Origin of the sequence: Arthrobacter sp. SW1 (assembly GCF_001766675.1) — a bacterium.
Taxonomy (GTDB): Bacteria; Actinomycetota; Actinomycetes; order Actinomycetales; family Micrococcaceae; genus Arthrobacter.
This window is the reverse complement of record NZ_MJLT01000001.1, coordinates 91,244-109,088: the sequence shown is the minus strand read 5'-3', so window position 1 is coordinate 109,088 and position 17,845 is coordinate 91,244. Positions and strand designations below refer to the sequence as shown.

General features: G+C 65.6%; 18 protein-coding genes, 2 tRNA genes, 1 other RNA gene and 1 pseudogene. 13 read left to right on the top strand and 9 right to left on the bottom strand.

Annotation, left to right across the window (positions count from 1 at the left end):
* Positions 1 to 29: 29 nt before the first annotated feature.
* Together cysK and msrA are read right to left on the bottom strand one after the other, a co-directional pair.
* Entirely contained in the window at positions 30 to 965 is a 936-nt protein-coding gene (cysK, locus tag BIU82_RS00575; protein WP_070347521.1) for a cysteine synthase A, read from the bottom strand.
* A 66-nt stretch (positions 966 to 1,031) separates the two neighbouring features.
* Entirely contained in the window at positions 1,032 to 1,556 is a 525-nt protein-coding gene (msrA, locus tag BIU82_RS00570) for a peptide-methionine (S)-S-oxide reductase MsrA (RefSeq protein ID WP_070347520.1), read from the bottom strand.
* An 87-nt stretch (positions 1,557 to 1,643) separates the two neighbouring features.
* Here msrA and BIU82_RS00565 point away from each other — a divergent pair, with 87 nt between their 5' ends.
* Together BIU82_RS00565 and BIU82_RS00560 are read left to right on the top strand one after the other, a co-directional pair.
* The gene (locus BIU82_RS00565; RefSeq protein WP_083292126.1) at positions 1,644 to 2,630 is read left to right on the top strand and encodes a Nif3-like dinuclear metal center hexameric protein; all 987 of its coding nucleotides are present in this window, start codon (positions 1,644 to 1,646) and stop codon (positions 2,628 to 2,630) included.
* 111 nt (positions 2,631 to 2,741) lie between these two features.
* Positions 2,742 to 3,479: a C4-type zinc ribbon domain-containing protein gene (locus BIU82_RS00560; protein WP_070347959.1), complete on the top strand. Its 738-nt coding sequence runs from the start codon at positions 2,742 to 2,744 to the stop codon at positions 3,477 to 3,479.
* A 39-nt stretch (positions 3,480 to 3,518) separates the two neighbouring features.
* On the opposite strand, the gene BIU82_RS00555 is transcribed toward BIU82_RS00560, so the two are convergent.
* Positions 3,519 to 4,283 carry a peroxide stress protein YaaA gene (locus tag BIU82_RS00555; protein ID WP_070347519.1) on the bottom strand — a complete coding sequence of 255 codons (765 nt, stop codon included), beginning with the start codon at positions 4,281 to 4,283 and terminating at the stop codon, positions 3,519 to 3,521.
* 70 nt (positions 4,284 to 4,353) lie between these two features.
* On the opposite strand from BIU82_RS00555, the gene rnpB reads away from it, so the two are divergent.
* The 4 genes from rnpB to BIU82_RS00535 all read left to right on the top strand — a co-directional run bounded on the left by rnpB (position 4,354) and on the right by BIU82_RS00535 (position 7,729).
* Positions 4,354 to 4,737: RNase P RNA component class A (gene rnpB, locus BIU82_RS00550), an RNA gene on the top strand.
* A gap of 285 nt (positions 4,738 to 5,022) precedes the next feature.
* Complete coding sequence (locus BIU82_RS00545) at positions 5,023 to 6,507, top strand: glyceraldehyde-3-phosphate dehydrogenase (RefSeq protein WP_074466388.1); 1,485 nt, start codon at positions 5,023 to 5,025, stop codon at positions 6,505 to 6,507.
* A gap of 72 nt (positions 6,508 to 6,579) precedes the next feature.
* Positions 6,580 to 6,789 (top strand): hypothetical protein, encoded by a 210-nt coding sequence (locus BIU82_RS00540; RefSeq protein ID WP_070347517.1) that lies wholly within the window; start codon positions 6,580 to 6,582, stop codon positions 6,787 to 6,789.
* Positions 6,790 to 6,934: 145 nt separating this feature from the next.
* Entirely contained in the window at positions 6,935 to 7,729 is a 795-nt protein-coding gene (locus BIU82_RS00535) for an HNH endonuclease family protein (RefSeq protein ID WP_070347516.1), read from the top strand.
* Between the two features lie 54 nt (positions 7,730 to 7,783).
* Here BIU82_RS00535 and BIU82_RS00530 read toward each other — a convergent pair whose 3' ends face one another.
* From BIU82_RS00530 to orn, 4 genes are all read right to left on the bottom strand, one after another.
* Positions 7,784 to 8,623, bottom strand: a complete 840-nt coding sequence (locus BIU82_RS00530) for an acyltransferase domain-containing protein (protein WP_070347515.1) — start codon at positions 8,621 to 8,623, stop codon at positions 7,784 to 7,786.
* 15 nt (positions 8,624 to 8,638) lie between these two features.
* Positions 8,639 to 9,211 carry a peptide deformylase gene (gene def / locus BIU82_RS00525; protein WP_070347514.1) on the bottom strand — a complete coding sequence of 191 codons (573 nt, stop codon included), beginning with the start codon at positions 9,209 to 9,211 and terminating at the stop codon, positions 8,639 to 8,641.
* Between the two features lie 108 nt (positions 9,212 to 9,319).
* Positions 9,320 to 9,392 (bottom strand) — tRNA-His (locus BIU82_RS00520).
* Positions 9,393 to 9,521: 129 nt separating this feature from the next.
* On the bottom strand, positions 9,522 to 10,148 hold the full coding sequence (gene orn, locus BIU82_RS00515; RefSeq protein WP_074466387.1) for an oligoribonuclease: 627 nt from the start codon (positions 10,146 to 10,148) through the stop codon (positions 9,522 to 9,524).
* A 152-nt stretch (positions 10,149 to 10,300) separates the two neighbouring features.
* On the opposite strand from orn, the gene mptB reads away from it, so the two are divergent.
* Positions 10,301 to 11,854 carry a polyprenol phosphomannose-dependent alpha 1,6 mannosyltransferase MptB gene (mptB, locus tag BIU82_RS00510; protein WP_171906459.1) on the top strand — a complete coding sequence of 518 codons (1,554 nt, stop codon included), beginning with the start codon at positions 10,301 to 10,303 and terminating at the stop codon, positions 11,852 to 11,854.
* Positions 11,855 to 11,874: 20 nt separating this feature from the next.
* Here mptB and BIU82_RS00505 read toward each other — a convergent pair whose 3' ends face one another.
* Entirely contained in the window at positions 11,875 to 12,564 is a 690-nt protein-coding gene (locus BIU82_RS00505; RefSeq protein WP_070347513.1) for a DNA alkylation repair protein, read from the bottom strand.
* A gap of 83 nt (positions 12,565 to 12,647) precedes the next feature.
* On the opposite strand from BIU82_RS00505, the pseudogene map reads away from it, so the two are divergent.
* Positions 12,648 to 13,416 (top strand): annotated as a pseudogene (gene map, locus BIU82_RS00500) (type I methionyl aminopeptidase).
* Here map and BIU82_RS00495 read toward each other — a convergent pair.
* Positions 13,413 to 14,018 (bottom strand): GNAT family N-acetyltransferase, encoded by a 606-nt coding sequence (locus tag BIU82_RS00495; RefSeq protein ID WP_070347512.1) that lies wholly within the window; start codon positions 14,016 to 14,018, stop codon positions 13,413 to 13,415. The pseudogene map and the gene BIU82_RS00495 overlap by 4 nt on opposite strands.
* A gap of 109 nt (positions 14,019 to 14,127) precedes the next feature.
* On the opposite strand from BIU82_RS00495, the gene BIU82_RS00490 reads away from it, so the two are divergent.
* From BIU82_RS00490 to ettA, 5 genes are all read left to right on the top strand, one after another.
* Entirely contained in the window at positions 14,128 to 14,625 is a 498-nt protein-coding gene (locus BIU82_RS00490; RefSeq protein WP_070347511.1) for an SRPBCC family protein, read from the top strand.
* Positions 14,626 to 14,675: 50 nt separating this feature from the next.
* A tRNA-Arg gene (locus BIU82_RS00485) sits at positions 14,676 to 14,748 on the top strand.
* A gap of 200 nt (positions 14,749 to 14,948) precedes the next feature.
* A complete protein-coding gene (locus BIU82_RS00480; RefSeq protein WP_070347510.1) occupies positions 14,949 to 15,491 on the top strand; it encodes a single-stranded DNA-binding protein in 543 nt (180 codons plus the stop codon).
* Positions 15,492 to 15,573: 82 nt separating this feature from the next.
* Positions 15,574 to 16,065 carry a hypothetical protein gene (locus BIU82_RS20090; protein WP_253182626.1) on the top strand — a complete coding sequence of 164 codons (492 nt, stop codon included), beginning with the start codon at positions 15,574 to 15,576 and terminating at the stop codon, positions 16,063 to 16,065.
* A gap of 59 nt (positions 16,066 to 16,124) precedes the next feature.
* Entirely contained in the window at positions 16,125 to 17,807 is a 1,683-nt protein-coding gene (gene ettA / locus BIU82_RS00470; RefSeq protein ID WP_070347508.1) for an energy-dependent translational throttle protein EttA, read from the top strand.
* The last annotated feature ends 38 nt before the right edge of the window (positions 17,808 to 17,845 follow it).

Sequence of the window (17,845 nt, the reverse complement as noted above, 5' to 3'; positions counted from 1 at the left end):
CTACAGGAAGGAAGGAACGCGGTGCTGGATCAGCCGCGGATATCGTCAAAGAGGACGGTGGAGATGTAACGCTCGCCGAAGTCCGGAACAACCGCCACGATCAGCTTGCCCTTGTTCTCCGGGCGCTTGGCCAGCTCAAGTGCGCCCCAGACGGCGGCGCCGGCGGAAATGCCGCCGAGGATGCCTTCCTGGGTGCCCAGTGCGCGCGCGGTGGCTACGGAGTCTTCCAGGGTTGCGTCCAGCACCTCGTCGTAGACGTTGGTGTCCAGGACCTCGGGGATGAAGTTGGCGCCAATGCCCTGGATCTTGTGCGGGCCGGGTGCGCCGCCGTTCAGGATGGGGGAGTCCTTGGGCTCAATGGCCACGATCTGGACCTCGGGTTTGCGTTCCTTGAGGACCTGTCCGACGCCGGTGACCGTTCCGCCGGTGCCGATGCCGCCCACGAAGATGTCCACTTTGCCGTCGGTGTCGGCCCAGATTTCCTCGGCCGTGGTGTTGCGGTGGATCTCCGGGTTGGCCGGGTTGGCGAACTGCTGCGCCCAGATGGAGTTCTCGGTGTTGGCGACGATTTCCTGGGCTTTTTCGACGGCGCCGCGCATGCCCTCGGAACCCGGGGTCAGCACGATTTCGGCACCGTAGGCACGCAGCATGACGCGGCGTTCGGTGGACATGGTCTCAGGCATGGTCAGGATGACCTTGTAGCCGCGGGCCGCACCCACCAGGGCCAGCGCGATGCCGGTGTTGCCCGAGGTGCCTTCAACGATGGTGCCGCCCGGCTTCAGTGCACCGGACTTCTCGGCTGCATCGATGATGGCAACGCCGATGCGGTCCTTGACGCTGTTGGCGGGGTTGTAGAACTCGAGCTTGACTGCCACCGTGGCCTCAAGGTCCTTGGTAAGCCGGTTGAGGCGGACCAGGGGGGTGCCGCCGATCAGCTGGGTGACGTCGTCGTAGATCCGTGCCATGTATTCATGCCTGTTCTCTGAAGAGGGAAATGCTGTGGTCAGCCTAACCAGCGTTACGGGGCCCTGCTACGCGCGGAGCCACGCAGAGTAATATTTCCGGGCCTTCGCGAGCTTCGGATTGATGATCACCTGGCAGTAGCCCTGCTCCGGGAATTTGGCGTAATAGTTCTGGTGGATTTCCTCGGCCTCATGGAATTCCGGAAGCCGGCTGATTTCCGTGACGATCTTGTTGGACCACAGGGGCTGGTTCCGCGCGATCGCTTTTTCGAACAGGTCCTTTTCTTCCTGGGTGGAATAGAACATGACGGAGCGGTACTGCGTGCCCACGTCGTAGCCCTGGCGGTTGAGGGTGGTCGGATCGTGGAGGGCGAAGAACATGTCCAGGATGACGTCTTCCGGGATCACCGTTTCATCGAAGGTCACGGCCACGACCTCCGCGTGGCCCGTGGTTCCGGAGCACACCTCGTAGTAACCGGGATTGCGGACGTGGCCGCCGGCATAGCCGGACACCACCGAGGAGACGCCCTGGGTCTTCTGGTAGACGGCATCCAGGCACCAGAAGCAGCCGCCGCCAAGTACGAAAGTTTTCATGCCCTGTTCAATGGCCGGAGCGGCTGGAAGATTCCCGGCGGGGCCTTACGGAAGTATGACGGCGCCGGATGCGCAAGAATATCTCCCATGGAAGCTGTGAACACCGCCGTGGCAGACGCCGCCGAAGGCGCCGGGTCGGACGGAAACATTGTGCCGGACGGAGACATTGTGCCGGACGAGGACATTGTGGAAGACCGGGAGTCCGACGACGAGCCGGAGGCAGGCGGACCGGGATCCCCGACGCTCGCAGAGGTGCTGCTCGCGGTCGAGGAACTCTGGCCGGAGTCACTGGCCGAGAACTGGGACGAGGTGGGCCTGGTGGCGGGACGCCCGGAGGCGCCCGTCAGCAAGGTGATGCTGGCGGTGGACCCCACGTTGGAAACCATTGAGGAAGCCATTGCCTGGGGTGCCCAACTGCTGGTGACCCACCACCCGCTGCTGCTTCGCGGCGTCAATTCCGTGGCGGCGACCACGGCGAAAGGCCTGGCCGTCCATCGCCTGATCGAATCGGGCACGGCGCTCCTGACCGTGCACACCAACGGGGACTCCGCCGTCGGCGGCGTATCCGATGTCCTGGCCGATGCCTTCGGCCTGGACAACGTAGTCCCGTTGACTCCTGCGGCACAAGGCCTTCCCGAGGAAGGCATCGGCCGCGTCGGCGAGCTCCCCGGCCTCATGACGCTTGGCGATTTCGCGGCCCGCGTCTTCGAAACCCTGCCCGCCGTCGCAGGCGGCGTACGGGTGGCCGGTGACCGCGACGCCCTCATCCGCAGGGTCGCCGTCTGCGGCGGGGCGGGAGACAGCCTGTTCGACGCCGTCCGCGCGAGCCAGGCCGATGTCTACGTGACGGCCGATCTCCGGCACCATCCGGCGTCGGAAGCGCGCGAGGCGGCCATCAACGGGCGGCCGTACCTGATCGACGTCTCGCACTTCGCGAGCGAATGGCTGTGGCTGCCCGCCGCGGCCGAAGCGTTGGGCAATGTCCTCGCAGACCAGGGGCATGAGGTCGAGATCCGGGTGGCCGGAACCAACAGCGATCCGTGGGACTTCATCCTCACCCCCGGCGGGGAGTAACGTCCGCGCTACGGATGAGGCGCTAGAGTCGGTTCAAAGACGGGTCCAGGGCGAGTGCCGGGGCCCGGCCGGATCCGGACGGGATTGCGGCACGATCAAGCGGAGGTGGACGTGGCCAAGGCAGCGCCGGCGGAACAGATGAAGTTGCTCGATGTGCAGGCGCTGGACGCGAAGCTGACGTCCCTGGCGAAGCGGCGCGGCGTGCTCGAGAAAGACCCGCGGATCACCGACCTTGAGGACGCCCTGGCCGTGGCCAACAGCGCGCTCGGTACCGCCAAGCTCGCCGTCCACGACGCCGAGGCCGAGCTGCGACGGGCCGAGGCGGACGTGGAACAAGTGGCGGGCCGCATCGAGCGGGACGAGGCGAGGCTCAACAGCGGGACCGGCCTGTCCAAGGACCTGGTGGCCCTGCAAAGCGATATCGCGTCCTTGAACCGCCGCCGCTCCGACCTGGAAGACGTGGAACTCGAAATCCTTGAACGGCTGGACGGACTGCGCGAAAAGCAGGCGGCACAGCAGCAGATCGTCGACGACATCCAGGGTTCCTTCGCCGGCATCCGCGCCGAACTGGACGCCGCCATCGCGGAGATAGCCGCGGAAGAGGAACAGGTCCGGGCGGAACGCGAAGCCTTTGTCGCAGGCGTGGATCCCGTGGCCCTGGACATCTACGAAAAGACCCGGGCCAAGCGCGGAATCGGTGCCGCGAGGCTGTTCCACGGCAAGTCCGAAGGCTCGGGAATGACCCTGAGCCCCGCCGACCTCGCCGAGGTCAAGGCCGCTGCCGAGGACGATATCGTCTTCTGCCCGGACTCGGGCTGCATCCTGGTCCGCTCTCCGGAATGGAACTGAGTTCCTGATTTAGCCGGAGCTCCTGGCTTTGAGCGCCGGCTAACCGGGCAGGATGACGTTCAGCGCGTGGGCTTTCCGGGCCGTTCCTTCGACGAGTTCGGCCGCCCAGCGTTCCTGTGCCGCCTTGAGCAACTGCTCAGGGGTGGCCGGAGCCTTGCCGCGCCGGCTGAGCAGGTGCCTGGCCAGCTCGCCCCGTGTGTGCTTGGCGAAATGGCTGACCACCGTGCGCTTGCCGTTCGCCTCCGTGAAGACGTTCACCGTCACGGTCTGCGCCGGTGGGGGAGTCCACGCCGCTGCATAGGTGCTTGAGCGGCAGTCCACCAACAGTTCGCCCTCGCTCCGCGCGGCGAGTGCCGCCGTCAGCTGCGGCTTCCAGAAGGAAGCCAGCCGTCCGACGTCGGGCAATGCAGTTCCCATGGACAGGCGGTAGGCGGGCACCCGGTCACCGAAGCTGAGCGCGCCCCACAGGGCGGAGATCACGAGGACCGACTCGGTGGCCTTCCGGCGCTGGGCGGGAGTAAGGCTCTTATAGCCAAGGGCGTCGTACAGCACGCCCGAGTACAGTTCATAGGCCGGGGCCGCAGGTTCGGCGTGCAGGCGGGTATTGCGTTCGACGTCGTCTTTCAAGGAGGCTCCGACACCCAGCAAGGCGAGTGCGTCCTCATGCGCGCTGACCAGTCCCAGGGCGTCCAGCACTTTGGCGCGGTAGCTGTTGAGGTCCGGGAAGCTCAGTGCCTCCCAGTCGACGGCGGGACCCTTGGCCGCGGGAGTCTTGCCTTCGGAGGGCGGGAGGAGAATCAGCACCCGTCGATAGTACCGGTGCCTGGCGGGGCGGCAGGACCCGGCCTCCGGCACGGCTAGAATGGAATGCGGACGGGGCAGCCAGGCGACCGCGCGCCACGCAAGTGGCTCGAGGAACGTCCGGGCTCCACAGGGCAGGGTGGTGGGTAACGCCCACTCGGGGTAACCCGCAGGCCAGTGCCACAGAAAACAGACCGCCGTGCTCCGCGTTTACGCGGAACACAGGTAAGGGTGAAACGGTGGTGTAAGAGACCACCAGCTTCCCGGGTGACCGGGAAGGCTAGGTAAACCCCACCCGGAGCAAGGCCAGACAGGACACGTTCGAGGGCTGCCCGCCCGAGTGTCCGGGTAGGCCGCTGGAGGGCGCCGGCAACGGCGTCCGTAGATGGATGGTCGCCTCTTCCCGGCCGGCAACGGCCCGGAATGACAGAACCCGGCGTATCGGCTGCCCCGTCCCACGCAAGGGGCCGTTTCCCCGAACATGACCGCGGAAACCGCTTCAGTCATGTGAGTGAATTCACGGTTCCGGGCGCGCCTCGCGTGCCTGCCAGACCCTAGAATGGATGGTGAACGCTGAAGTTCCCCGCCGGTACTGCGTTCGCAGCCGGCGGTTTTTCTTTGCGATCAATCGTGGCATCCGGGGCGGACCGAAGCCCCTGCGATGCCTGTGCCGCAGGATTACTCCGGGCGGCCGCCATCTGCGCACGAAGACGTGCGCGGTTGACCCTAGGAAGGTAGTTCTGTGACCCAGTCGTCTGATTCTTGTCTTGATTCGTGGATGGGCCGCGAGGCGCTCGCCGAAGCCATGATCCCGGTCATCGGCCGTTTGTACCGTGAAAACAACGTGGTGACCAGCATCCACGGCCGCAGCCTCATCAACAAGTCCTCCATGAACATCCTGAAGGCGCACCGCTTCGCCCGCCGGATGAGCAACGCAGAGCTGCCGCTGGAAGAGACCGCGCCGCTGCTGAACGCCCTCGCCGGCCTTGAGCTTGGCGCCGCTGCCATCGACATCGCCCTCCTCAACGAGAAGTTCAAGGCCCAGGCTCCCGGAACCTCCCTGGACAGCTTCCTGCGCGAAGAACTGGCGGCCATCGTGGGCCGCCGCGGCGCAGATGACCGCACCAGCACCGACGTCGTCCTCTACGGTTTCGGCCGCATCGGCCGCCTGCTGGCCCGCCTCCTCATCGAAAAGGCCGGCGGCGGGCACGGCCTGCGCCTGCGCGCCATCGTCGTCCGCAAGGGTGCCGAAAACGACCTTGCCAAGCGCGCCAGCCTGCTGCGCCGCGACTCCGTGCATGGTTCCTTCGAGGGCACCATCCGCGTGGACGAGGAAGCCAACACCATCACGGCCAACGGCGTGCAGATCCAGGTGATCTACTCGGACAACCCCGCCACCATCGACTACACCGCTTACGGCATCAAGGACGCCCTGGTGGTGGACAACACCGGCCGCTGGCGTGACGCCGAGGGCCTGTCCCAGCACCTGCAGAGCAAGGGCGTTGCCCGCGTGCTCCTCACGGCACCGGGCAAGGGCGATCTCAAGAACATCGTCCATGGCATCAACCACACGGACATCCAGGACAGCGACACCATCGTCACCGCCGCCTCCTGCACCACCAACGCCATCACTCCCGTGCTCAAGGCCCTCAACGACAAGTTCGGCGTCATCCACGGGCACGTGGAAACCGTGCACTCCTTCACCAACGACCAGAACCTGATCGACAACTTCCACAAGGGCGACCGCCGTGGACGTTCGGCCGCGCTCAACATGGTCATCACCGAAACCGGCGCAGCGAAGGCCGTGGCCAAGGCCCTTCCCGAACTGCAGGGCAAGCTCACGGGCAACGCCATCCGCGTTCCCACCCCGGACGTCTCCATGGCCATCCTGAACCTCAACCTGGAGAAGGGCACCACCAAGGACGAGGTGAACACCTACCTGCGCGAAATGTCGCTGCACTCCGGGCTGCGGAAGCAGATCGACTACATCGATTCGCCTGAAGTTGTCTCCACCGACTTCGTGGGTTCCCGCCGTGCGGGCATCGTTGACGGCCTGGCCACCATCGCCAACGACAAGAACCTCGTGGTCTACGTCTGGTACGACAACGAATTCGGCTACAGCTGCCAGGTTGTCCGTGTGATGGAGGAAATGGCCGGCGTCAACCCGCCGTTCTTCCCGGCGCAGGGCGCCCCCGCGGACGCCGCCCTCGCAGGCGCTACTGTCTGATCCTGTTTCAGGAAGCTTGCTTTCCCGGCCGGTTCTCTGGAATCGGCCGGGAAAGCTGAGCACAATGGACGCATGGAACGCGAAGAGATCCTGGTCCACGACACCACCCTTGAACACGCGCTGGACGTCGCCAGGGCAAACCAGAAGGAAGCCAAGCGCCTGCTGGACGAAGCCCGGGCCGCCCATGCGAGCGGCGACGTTTCCGCAGAGCGGGTTTCCCAGCTGGAATCGCTGCTGGCAGTCGCCGACGAAGATCTGAAACGGGTCGCCCGGGAGCAATAGCCCCCGACGGCGGCCCTTGCCTTTTAACCGGCGGCCGGCCCGCCCGGCGCTTGCCGTGTGCTCCTCCACACTGTGGATACCGCAAATAATGTCGGTCGCCTGACCTAGGCTCGAGGGACTGAATCCGTATCGAAAGGACTTTCCCTTGAGCACCACCTGGACCGCCTACCGGCGTGCCCGACGCCGTTCCCGCCAAGCCTGGGCCGTGCTGGCTTTGGCGCTGGCCGCAGTGATCGGCGGCGTAGCGTGGTTCTTCACCAACGGGCAGTTCGCCGTCGCGGAAACCGCAGTTTCAGGTCCGGATTCGGCACCGGTCGCTGATTACCGCTGGATGAAGCCGGTCCGGTCCGTGGCCCCCGTTCCCGCCGGCACCGCGGCTGAAGCCTTGGAAACCCTCGCCGTCAAAGGCCGGGCAGGCAAAGACGACTACGATCGTTCCAGCTTCGGCCAGGCCTGGCTGGACGCGGACCGGAACGGTTGCGACACCCGCAACGACATCCTCCGCCGTGACCTCACACAACTTCGTTTCAGCAAGGGCTCCAAATGCAAAGTCGCCGGGGGTTCCCTCGCGGAGCCCTACGTCGGCAAGCCTGTGGAATTCGAGCGGGGCCCGGAAAGCAGCAAGGCCGTCCAGATCGACCACGTCGTGGCACTGGGTGATGCCTGGCAGAAGGGTGCCAAGCAGCTCACGGCAACGCAGCGCAGCACCTTCGCCAACGATCCCCTGAACCTCATCGCCGTGGACGGTCCGGCCAATGTCAAGAAGGGCGCCGGAGACGCCGCCACCTGGCTGCCGGCAAACAAGAAGTTCCGCTGCCACTACGTTGCACGCCAGATCTCCGTGAAGGCCGCCTACCGGCTGTGGGTCACGTCTGCGGAGAAGGAGGCCATGAAACGGGTGCTCGCCAGCTGCCCGGGGCAGCAGACCATCCGGCCGTAGGCGGCGGCCCGGAACGGCGCAGCAAGCGGGACCGCTCAGGCGGGGAGCTTCCCGCTACTGCGCCGCGGGAAGCTCCAGGTAACCGTGCCCCAGCTGCCAGGTGCCGCCGTCGTCGATCCGTTCAAGGACCACCCGCTGCAGGGAGGTCTCCCGCGGCAGCTGTGCAAGGTTGGCCATGTCGCGGGTGCGGAAGGTGAAGTAGACGGCGTCGCTGGCCGCGTCGGAACACCGGTGCACGGTGAAGCGGCGGGCGAAGGCGGCGATGTTGCTGTCCGGAAGACGTTCGGAAAGATAAGGGTCCAGCATCCAGGAATCGCAGGTGGCGAACCGCACGGGCTTGTCCGGGAAGTGGCGGCCTAAGAATGCGCGGGCGAATGCGAGGCTTTCATCGACCGCGGCGGGGGAGAGCCCGCCGTCCTCGGGGATATGCAGGCCGGTGATCCATTCGCCGTCGGGAGCCGGTGGTTCGCCGCCTTCGCTGCGGACCAGGTGGTACTGCAGGCGACCCAGCCGGAACATGTTGCCGGCCATATGGAGGGTAAGCCAGCCCCAGGTATCGAGGCCGAAGCGGCCGTGGACGCGGCGGTTGATCCGGAGCTGCAGTCCCATGTCGGCGAGGGCCGCGGCTGTCAGCTCCGCGGGGATGCCGAGCGAGCGCTGGTACTCCGCAGCGGCCGGTGCGAAGCGCAGCAACGCTTCGATCCAGTCGGTTTCGGTGCAACCTTCCACGGATGCGGGCTGCGCAGTGAACGTGCCGAGGCGGGTGCGGAGTGCCGCCATTGCCGCGAGCACGTGGTCATTCGCCGGCGTGGAGAGCAGCGCAGCGCATTCGCGTGCGTCATCGCCCTGGATGTCCAGGAGCTCAAGCAGGGCGGTGCGGTCCACGGGGGCCATCGCTTGGGCCGCCCCTCAGTGCCCGAAAGGATCGGGATCGACGCCGGGCATCCACGTCAGGCCAGGGACGCCCCAACCATGCTTCTTTGCCTGCTTCATTGCCTTCTTGGAGTAGCGGTCCACCAGCTTGTTCACGTAGAGCTTGCCGTCCAGGTGGTCGAACTCGTGCTGCATGACGCGGGCGAACCATCCGGTTGCCACGAAGTCCACCGGGTTACCGTCACCGTCGAAGCCCTGGACCCGTGCCCACTCGGCACGCTGCAGGGGGTAGTGCTCGCCGGGGAAGGAGAGGCAGCCTTCAACGTGTTCGTCCGGGTCGGGCAGGGCGCCGGAAATCTTGGACAGGGTCAGGACCGGATTCACCACGACGCCTTCGTCGGGAGCGTCGTCGTCATTGGCGTATTTGAAGATGAAGAGCCGTTTGCCGACGCCTACCTGCGGTGCGGCCAGCCCAACGCCGTTCGCGGCCTCGTTGGTTTCGAACATGTCCGCGATCAGGGTCCGCAGTTCGTCGTCGAAAACCTCGACTTCGCTGGCCCGGCGGTGGAGGACGGGCTCGCCCCAGATGGTGATGGGCAGGACGGTCATGTCGGCTGGTTCTTCCTTGCTGCGTGGTGGTAGCGGAAATAAAACAAAGGCCGCACTGGAAACCAGTGCGGCCTTTGGCTGACCGGTACCAACTACCAGCCTTCTGCGGGTGAGCGACGGGGGTTGAACCCGCGACCTCCTGGACCACAACCAGGCGCTCTGCCAACTGAGCTACGCCCACCATGTGCCTTATGAGCAGCGGAATGACCCGCCGCCTGCGAAGGCAACGACAAAAACTATACATCGTGTTTGGCGGCCGCGATGCCACTTTTTGCCGTTTCGGGGAAAATTCCCCCAAAGGTAACGCAGATCACACCGGGGTGGCCTCTTCGGCGGTGCCCGAAATCCGACGTGAGATTTTCTGCGCGGTGGCGGTGTCCGGGCCCGGGGCGGGCACGAAGACTGCTTCCCGGTAGTAGCGCAGTTCATCGATGGAGTCCTTGATGTCCCCCAGGGCGCGGTGGCCGCCGTGCTTGGCGGGCGCCTGGAAATAGGCGCGCGGGAACCAGCGGCGGGACAGTTCCTTGATGGTGCTGACGTCGATCACCCGGTAGTGGAGGTGCTCGATGACGTTTGGCATGTCGCGCGCGAGGAAGGTGCGGTCGGTGCCCACCGAGTTGCCGCCGAGCGGGGCCTTCTTCGGGTCCGGGACCCAGGCTTCGATGTATTCCAGGATGAGCGCCTCGGCCTCTGCCATGGTCTTCCCGTGCGGCAGCTCGTCGAGGAGCTTGGAGCGCGTATGCATGTCGCGCACGAAGTCGTTCATCTGTTCCAAGGCTGCGTCGTCGGGCTTGATGACCACATCCACGCCCTCGCCCAGGATGTTCAGCTCTGAGTCGGTCACCAGCGCGGCCACCTCGATCAGGGCGTCCTTTTCGAGATCCAGGCCGGTCATTTCGCAGTCGATCCACACGATGCGTTCATTAGTAATAGGCACCCGCCCAGCCTACAGTTCAGGCGCCCCGTACGGCGCCGGTGATACGATTTCGAGCACGGCAGAGGCTGGTTTCCGCCCTGCTTCCACCCCTACGCGAACGGCCAACGGGCGCGTCCTGAACCTGCCCGGCAAACGATTGGACATTTCTGACAATGACGGCGCCTGTACCTGCTGCCAGCAAGGACGACCGGACGCCGTCCGATGCAGGAAACCTGCCGGAAGTGGACAACGCACGCTCGCCGCTGATCGCAGGCTTCGTCGGTTCGATGTTCCTCGTTTTCGGTTCCCTGGGCGTGGGCTGGCTGGCCCCGGTGTCCGAACTCCGCCGCTTGCCGTTGTTCATCTGGATGCGCACCGAGGCTGTCGGGGTTGCCCTTTCGATCGTGCTGCTCTCGGTGGGCGGCATGCTCCTGGTGCGTGCGTGGCTGCGGCTGGGCCAGCGGGTACGGGTCTGGGGCCAGGAAGCCCGCAAGGCGACGCTGCAGGCGATCCTCGCCTGGGGCCTGCCCATGATGTTCACCGTTCCGCTGTTCAGCCGCGACGTGTACGCGTACATCGGCCAGGGCCGCCTGATGGTCGAAGGCATCAACCCCTACGAGAACGGCATTTCCGCGCTCCCGAACTATTTCCAGCTCGGCGCCGACAAGATGTGGACCGAAGCCCCGGTCCCGTACGGGCAGTTCTTCCTGTGGATCGAACAATTCGTGGTGTGGGTGACGAACGTCCAGCCCGAGGCGAGCGTCATGCTCTTCAGGGTGGCGGCCGCCGTCGGGATTGTCCTCTGCGTCATCTACGTCCCCAAGCTGGCCGAACTGCACGGAGTGAACCCGCACCGCGCCCTCTGGCTCACCGCCGCAAATCCGCTCTTCCTCACCAACTTCATCGCCAGCGTGCACAACGACGCACTGATGATCGGACTCGCCCTGGCGGGTCTGTACTATTGCGCAACCCGCCGCGTGATCCTGGGCATCGTGCTGGTGACCCTGTCAATTTCGGTCAAGCCGATCACGGTGGTCTTCCTGCCGTTCATCGGCCTGCTCTGGGCGGGCAAGGGTGCCAGCTGGCCGCGCAAGTTCCTGTTCTGGGGCCTGACGGCGGGCCTCGCGCTCGGGATCCTCTACGCGCTGGGCGCGGTCAACGGCTTCGGTTTCGGCTGGATCAAGGGTCTGTCCGCCCCTGGCAGCGTGTGGATCTGGTACGCCCCGGTGGGGCTGCTCGGCCTGATTGTCGCCTCGATCGTGAACGTGTTCGGCCTTGACGGGTGGGGCGTTGCGAAGTGGGTGTACGACGCCGGCAAGGTACTTGCCGTGGGAATTGTCGCCTGGCAGGTATTCCGGGGCAGCCATGACCGCGTCATGCGTCGCCTGACCCTTGCGTTCGCGGCGATCGTGCTGCTGGCTCCGATGATCCAGTCCTGGTACGTGGTGTGGCTGATCCCGCTGTTTGCGGTGACCGGCATCCGGAACGACTGGCAGGTCAAGACCCTCTACTTCGTGGTGTCCTTCTTCATGGTCTACGCGATCTCCGACCAGTTGGAAGTGTTCCCGTACCTGCAGAGCGGAGACGTCGGCCTGGCCTTGGCCCTGGCGCGGAACGCTGCGGCGATCATCGCGCTGCTGTTCGCGTTGTACCTGATCTTCCTGGATCCGCGCACCAAGCAGTTGTTCAGCCGCCGGGACCAGCCCGTTACGAACACTGTCATCTAGCGGCGGCCCGTCCGGAGCGGCTATGTTGCCGCCGGCAGGCGGCGCACCGCTTCCCGGTAGGAGAGCGGGCTGAGCCGCTCCCTGTATTCCTCGGCGAAGGCTGCCACCCAGCCCGGATTGTGCTTGCCGTACTCCCGCAGCGCCCAGCCGATCGCTTTCCGGATGAAGAACCCGTCGTCATCAAGGTTGGGCAGGATCACCGCCGTAAGCAGCGAGGTATTGGTGCGGGCTTTGGCCCCCAGCTGGGAGGTGATGGCCGCGCGCCTGACCCACATGTCGCCTTCGGACGCCCAGCCCAACAGCAGTTCCGCCATCCGGTCCGGATGCGCCAGCAGCAGTTCCCGGATCCGCGGTGCGACCCCGTCCACCAGGTCCCACCAGGCGCCGGTGCGGATGAACTCTTCGTACACGGGGACCATCCGGAGATCATGCGCCACCGGTCGTTCCGCCGTGAGGTCGATGGCCGCATAGCGTTCCTCCCGGGCCCCGGCGTCGCGCCACAAGCGCAGCACGGTGTCCCGCAGTTCCTCGGCAGAGGCGAAAGGGCTTGCCTTGGCGGCCTCCTTGGCGATCTTCCGTACCGTGGGAACCGGCACGCCCAAGGACGGCATGTCCGATTTCATGTAGGCCTGCGCCGAGCGGGCACGTTCCGGATCGGCGGCGGCCCGCAGGGACGAGCGGATGCTGTCGATGAGCGCCTGCTTGTGCATGGGTCCACTGTAGGCCGGGACAAGCCCGGCAGGGCGACGTAGGGTTGCAGGGAAATGCACCTTGGAAAGACGGAGGCCGGAAGATGTCGATGGTGAAGAGTGCGGAGGAAATCGCTCTGATGCGCGAGGCCGGCCGGGTAGTCGCTTCGGCGCTCTCGGCAGTCAGGGAACATGCCGCCGTGGGGATCAGCTTGAAAGAGCTCGACGGCGTCGCGGCCGAGCAAATCCGCAAAGCCGGAGCCGTTCCCGCCTTCCTCGGCTACCACCCGCGCTGGGCGTCGTCGCCCTTTCCCGGCGTGATCTGCACCAGCGTCAACGACGCCGTGGTCCACGGTATCCCGAACGAATACGTGCTCCGGGACGGCGACCTGCTCAGCGTGGACTGCGGTGCCTTTGTGGAGGGCTGGTGCGGCGACGCGGCGGTGAGTTTCGTCGTCGGCACCGCGGATCCCGCGGACACCGCACTGATTGAAGCCACGGACGCGGCCCTCGCGAGGGGCATCGAGGCAGCGCGCATCGGCAACAAAATGGGCGACCTCGCCTACGCGATCGGGGGACAAGCCAGCCGCGCCGGCTACGGGATCCTGGCCGACCACGGCGGCCACGGCATCGGCCGCACCATGCACGCCGAACCCCACGTGCCCAACATGGGCAGGCCTGGACGGGGGGGTCAAGCTGGTGGAAGGCCTGGTGATCGCCATTGAGCCGATGCTCATCCACGGGGGCAACGGGGATTACTATCACGACGACGACGAATGGACCCTGCGCTCCGCCAACGGCCGCCGGGCCGCACACAGCGAGCACACCGTTGCGATTACCGCCGACGGTCCGCTGATCCTGACGCTGCCCTAGCTGCCGGCCTTGGATAGCGGGCGCTGCAGGCGCATCACTGCCCGCCCCGGGACGGCGCTGGGCATCGGCTCGAAGCCCGCTCGGGTAAAGATGGAAACGGTGCCGTGGTACAGGTCTGACGATCCGGCTTTGGGCCGCAACGCGGGGTCTACCGGGTAGCCTTCGACGATCCTGGCACCGTGCGCGAAGGCATGTTCGACGGCGGCGGCCAGCAGTTGCCCTGCGATACCGCTCCGCCGTTGCCCCGGGGCGACAACGAAGCAACTTACCGACCAGACGCCGTCGCCGTCTGCGACCGCTTTGCCCGCGGAACGGAGCACCTGAGAACGCTCGATGCGCGGATAGCATTGCCGGGGCTCGACCGCGCACCAGCCCACCGGGGTCCCGTCGCGGAGGGCGATCACGCCCGGCTCCGGGCCGGCGTCGAACGATTTCTTCAGCTGCTCCCGCAACTCTTCGCGGGGCGTCTCGTCCCAGGCCTTTCCCGTGACTTTGAACCAGCGGCACCAGCACCGGGCGGGTTCGCCCCGTTCGCCGAAAAGCTCTTCCACCTCGGGCCATTGCGCGGGGCGCACGACGAGGGCGCCTGCTTCCTGCTCCATGGCAGCGAGTCTAACGGCGCAGCTGCGGGGCTTGACAGGATAGTGCGTGACGCAGATGCTCCGATGGAGCTCTTTAACTGAACGTAGCCGGAGACAGGGAGTGCAGGGTATGGAAGCAGGAACCACCATCACGGGACCGCAGTTTGTTTACGTCAGCTATATCAGAACGTCACCGGAACAGTTGTGGCAGGCCCTGACGGAACCGGAGTCCACCGAACGTTACTGGGGCGTGGCGCTCCGCTCGGACTGGACGCAGGGATCGAGCATCACCTGGGAGGTGGCCGGAGTGACCATTGCGGATCCGGAACAGCAGGTGCTGGTGTCCGAAGCTCCGCGCAAGCTGGGCTTCACCTGGCACACCGTCACACCGGAGTTCGGGCGCGCTGTCGGCGCGGCGGACGAGGAGGTGGCCGCGATGGCTGCCGAACCGCGGTCCCAGGTGGCCTTCGACATCGAAGCCATGGACGGAATGGTCAAGCTCACCGTCACCCACTCCGGGTTCGAACCGGGCAGTGCGGTGCTGGCCGGCATCACCGATGGTTGGCCTGGCGTGGTATCCAGCCTGAAGTCGATGCTCGAAACGGCGGAGCCGCTGACGTTCTCCTGAGCAGGGTAAACTCGTGATGTCGCCGCGGGGAATACACCCCCGCGGAGCGTGCCTCGGTAGCTCAGAGGATAGAGCAGGAGCCTTCTAATCTCTTGGTCGGGGGTTCGATTCCCTCCCGGGGCGCTTTTGTGATGTCTCGGGACATCGACGACACCCCCGGTCCTCGGACCGGGGGTGTCGTGCTTTCCGCGGGGACTTCTCCTCCACAGACGCGGTTCGCGCGGGGATGTCCACATAGGAGGATTCGGAGCTGTTCCAGGCTGGTGCCGGACGTGATGCTGGGAATGCCGCAAAGGCAAGCCACAACTACGTTAGGACGCACCATGAACGACATCATCACAGTCCGCGGCTTCGTTGCCTCGGAGGTCAAGACTTCCACCACGCCCGGGGGCATTGCCACGGCGTCCTTCAGGATGGGTTCCACGGAACGCCGCTTCGACCGCGTCAGCAACACGTGGACCGATGGCAATACAAACTGGTTCACTGTCCAAAGCTTCAGGCACCTCGCCGGGCACGTGGGCTGCAGCATCAAGAAGGGCCAGCGGGTCATCGTCCTGGGCAAGCTGAGGCTCCGCCAGTGGGAACGGGACGGCCGCATCTACCATGTAGCGGAAATCGACGCGGAATCCGTGGGCCATGACCTCATGTGGGGGTCGGCGAACTTCACCCGGATGGCAAGCAATTCAGGCCAGCAGGCCGCGGCGGAGCACGGCACAGGTGAATCCGGCGGTGGCGAGGTGGAGGAGCCGCCCGTGGACGATGAAGCCGGCGGAAGCGGCACTGCGCTCGAAGTGCTCACCGGGGAGGACGGCGAGCCCGCCCTGGTGGACTCGGAGACCGGGGAGCTCCTGGACGCCTCTGCATGAGGTGGCGGGTTGCTGATGGTTTTCCGGGCCGGCGGGCCCGCAGCTCGAAAGTCTGCGGAGCCCGCATGGCAGAATTGGCCGGGTGAACCATGAGAGCAAGCGCACGGCCCCCTTCCGGCGGTGGCGCGCTGCCATGATGACGGCAGCTGCAACTGTCCTGTTCGTTGCTGTCTCGGCCTGCTCTGCACCTGAACCGCTTCCCGGGGGCCACGTCACGGCTGACGGACCTACGGCGTCGTCCGCTGGATCGACGGCGTCCGGTACTCCGTCCGCATCAGCTGAGGCACCGGAAACCACCCGGCTCAAAGGAGCCATGGAAGCGGCGCTTAAGGCGGCGGGCAACAGGCCGCAGCAGGAAGCCCTGCGGAACGGCCTGGTGGCAGCCGGGATCCCGGAGGACGCCGTCGAAGTTTCCGCCAGCAAGACCCCCACCGGCCTGGAGGTCGACGCCGTCGAAGCCGCGGTCAGCTCGGGAAAAGAGTGCATCGTGGGTGAGATCCGTAACGGTCGCGCCTCGGTGACAGTGCTGCCGTTGCTGGCCGACGGGAAATGCTTCGTAGGAGATGTGCGCTAGCACCGCAGCCCGCTGCTCCGAATGTGAGTTCTGCCCTGCCACCCATTAGATTTAACGGCATGGCGGAATTCATTTACACGATGACCAAGGCCCGCAAGGCCGTTGGCGACAAACTTATCCTGGACGATGTCAGCATGTCGTTCTACCCCGGCGCCAAGATCGGCGTCGTCGGCCCGAACGGTGCCGGTAAGTCCACAATCCTGAAGATCATGGCGGGGCTCGACACCCCGTCCAACGGCGAAGCACGCCTTAGCCCCGGCTACTCCGTGGGCATCCTCCTGCAGGAGCCGCCCCTGAACGAGGAAAAGACCGTCCTGGGCAACGTCCAGGAGGGCGTCGGCGAAATCTACGGCAAGATCCAGCGCTTCAACGAGATCTCCGAAGAAATGGCCAACCCCGACGCGGACTACGACACCCTGCTCGAGGAAATGGGCAAGCTGCAGGAAGCCATCGACGCCGCCGACGCCTGGGACATCGACTCCCAGCTGGAACAGGCCATGGATGCACTGCGCTGCCCGCCCGGCGATGCCGATGTCACCGTCCTGTCCGGTGGTGAGCGCCGCCGCGTCGCACTCTGCAAGCTCCTGCTGCAGAAGCCGGACCTGCTGCTGCTCGACGAACCCACCAACCACCTCGACGCCGAAAGCGTTCTCTGGCTCGAACAGCACCTCTCCAGCTACCCCGGCGCCGTCCTCGCCATCACCCACGACCGGTACTTCCTCGACCACGTCGCGGAATGGATCTGTGAAGTGGACCGCGGCCGCCTGTACCCGTACGAAGGCAACTACTCCACCTACCTCGAGAAGAAGCGCGCCCGCCTTGAGGTCCAGGGCAAGAAGGACGCCAAGCTCGCCAAGCGCCTCAGCGAGGAACTCGAGTGGGTCCGCTCCAACGCCAAGGGCCGCCAGACCAAGTCCAAGGCCCGTCTGGCACGCTACGAAGAAATGGCTGCAGAGGCGGAGCGCACCAGGAAGCTTGATTTCGAAGAGATCCAGATCCCGCCGGGACCGCGCCTGGGCAACATGGTCATCGAAGCCACCGGCCTCAAGAAGGGCTTCGACGACCGCGTGCTCATCGAAGACCTCTCCTTCTCGCTGCCGCGCAACGGCATCGTCGGCGTGATCGGTCCCAACGGTGTGGGCAAGTCCACCCTGTTCAAGACCATCGTCGGCCTTGAGCCCCTGGACGGCGGCGAGCTGAAGGTCGGCGAGTCCGTCAAGATCTCCTACGTTGACCAGTCCCGCGGCGGCATCGACCCCAACAAGACCCTGTGGGAGGTTGTCTCCGACGGCCTGGACCACATTCAGGTCGGCCAGGTCGAAATGCCTTCGCGCGCCTACGTGTCGGCGTTCGGCTTCAAGGGCCCGGACCAGCAGAAGAAAGCCGGGGTGCTCTCTGGTGGTGAGCGCAACCGCCTGAACCTGGCGCTGACCCTGAAGCAGGGCGGCAATCTGCTGCTCCTTGACGAGCCCACCAACGACCTCGACGTCGAAACCCTGAGCAGCCTCGAAAACGCCCTGCTCGACTTCCCGGGCTGCGCCGTGGTGGTTTCCCACGACCGTTGGTTCCTGGACCGCGTGGCCACCCACATCCTCGCCTACGAAGGCGACGAGGAGAACCCCTCCAAGTGGTACTGGTTCGAGGGCAACTTCGAGTCCTATGAAGAGAACAAGATCGAACGGCTTGGCCCCGACGCCGCCAAGCCGCACCGGGTCACGCACCGCAAGCTGACCCGCGACTAACAGCGCCGCACCAACGGAAGGCCGGTCCCGCAAGGGGG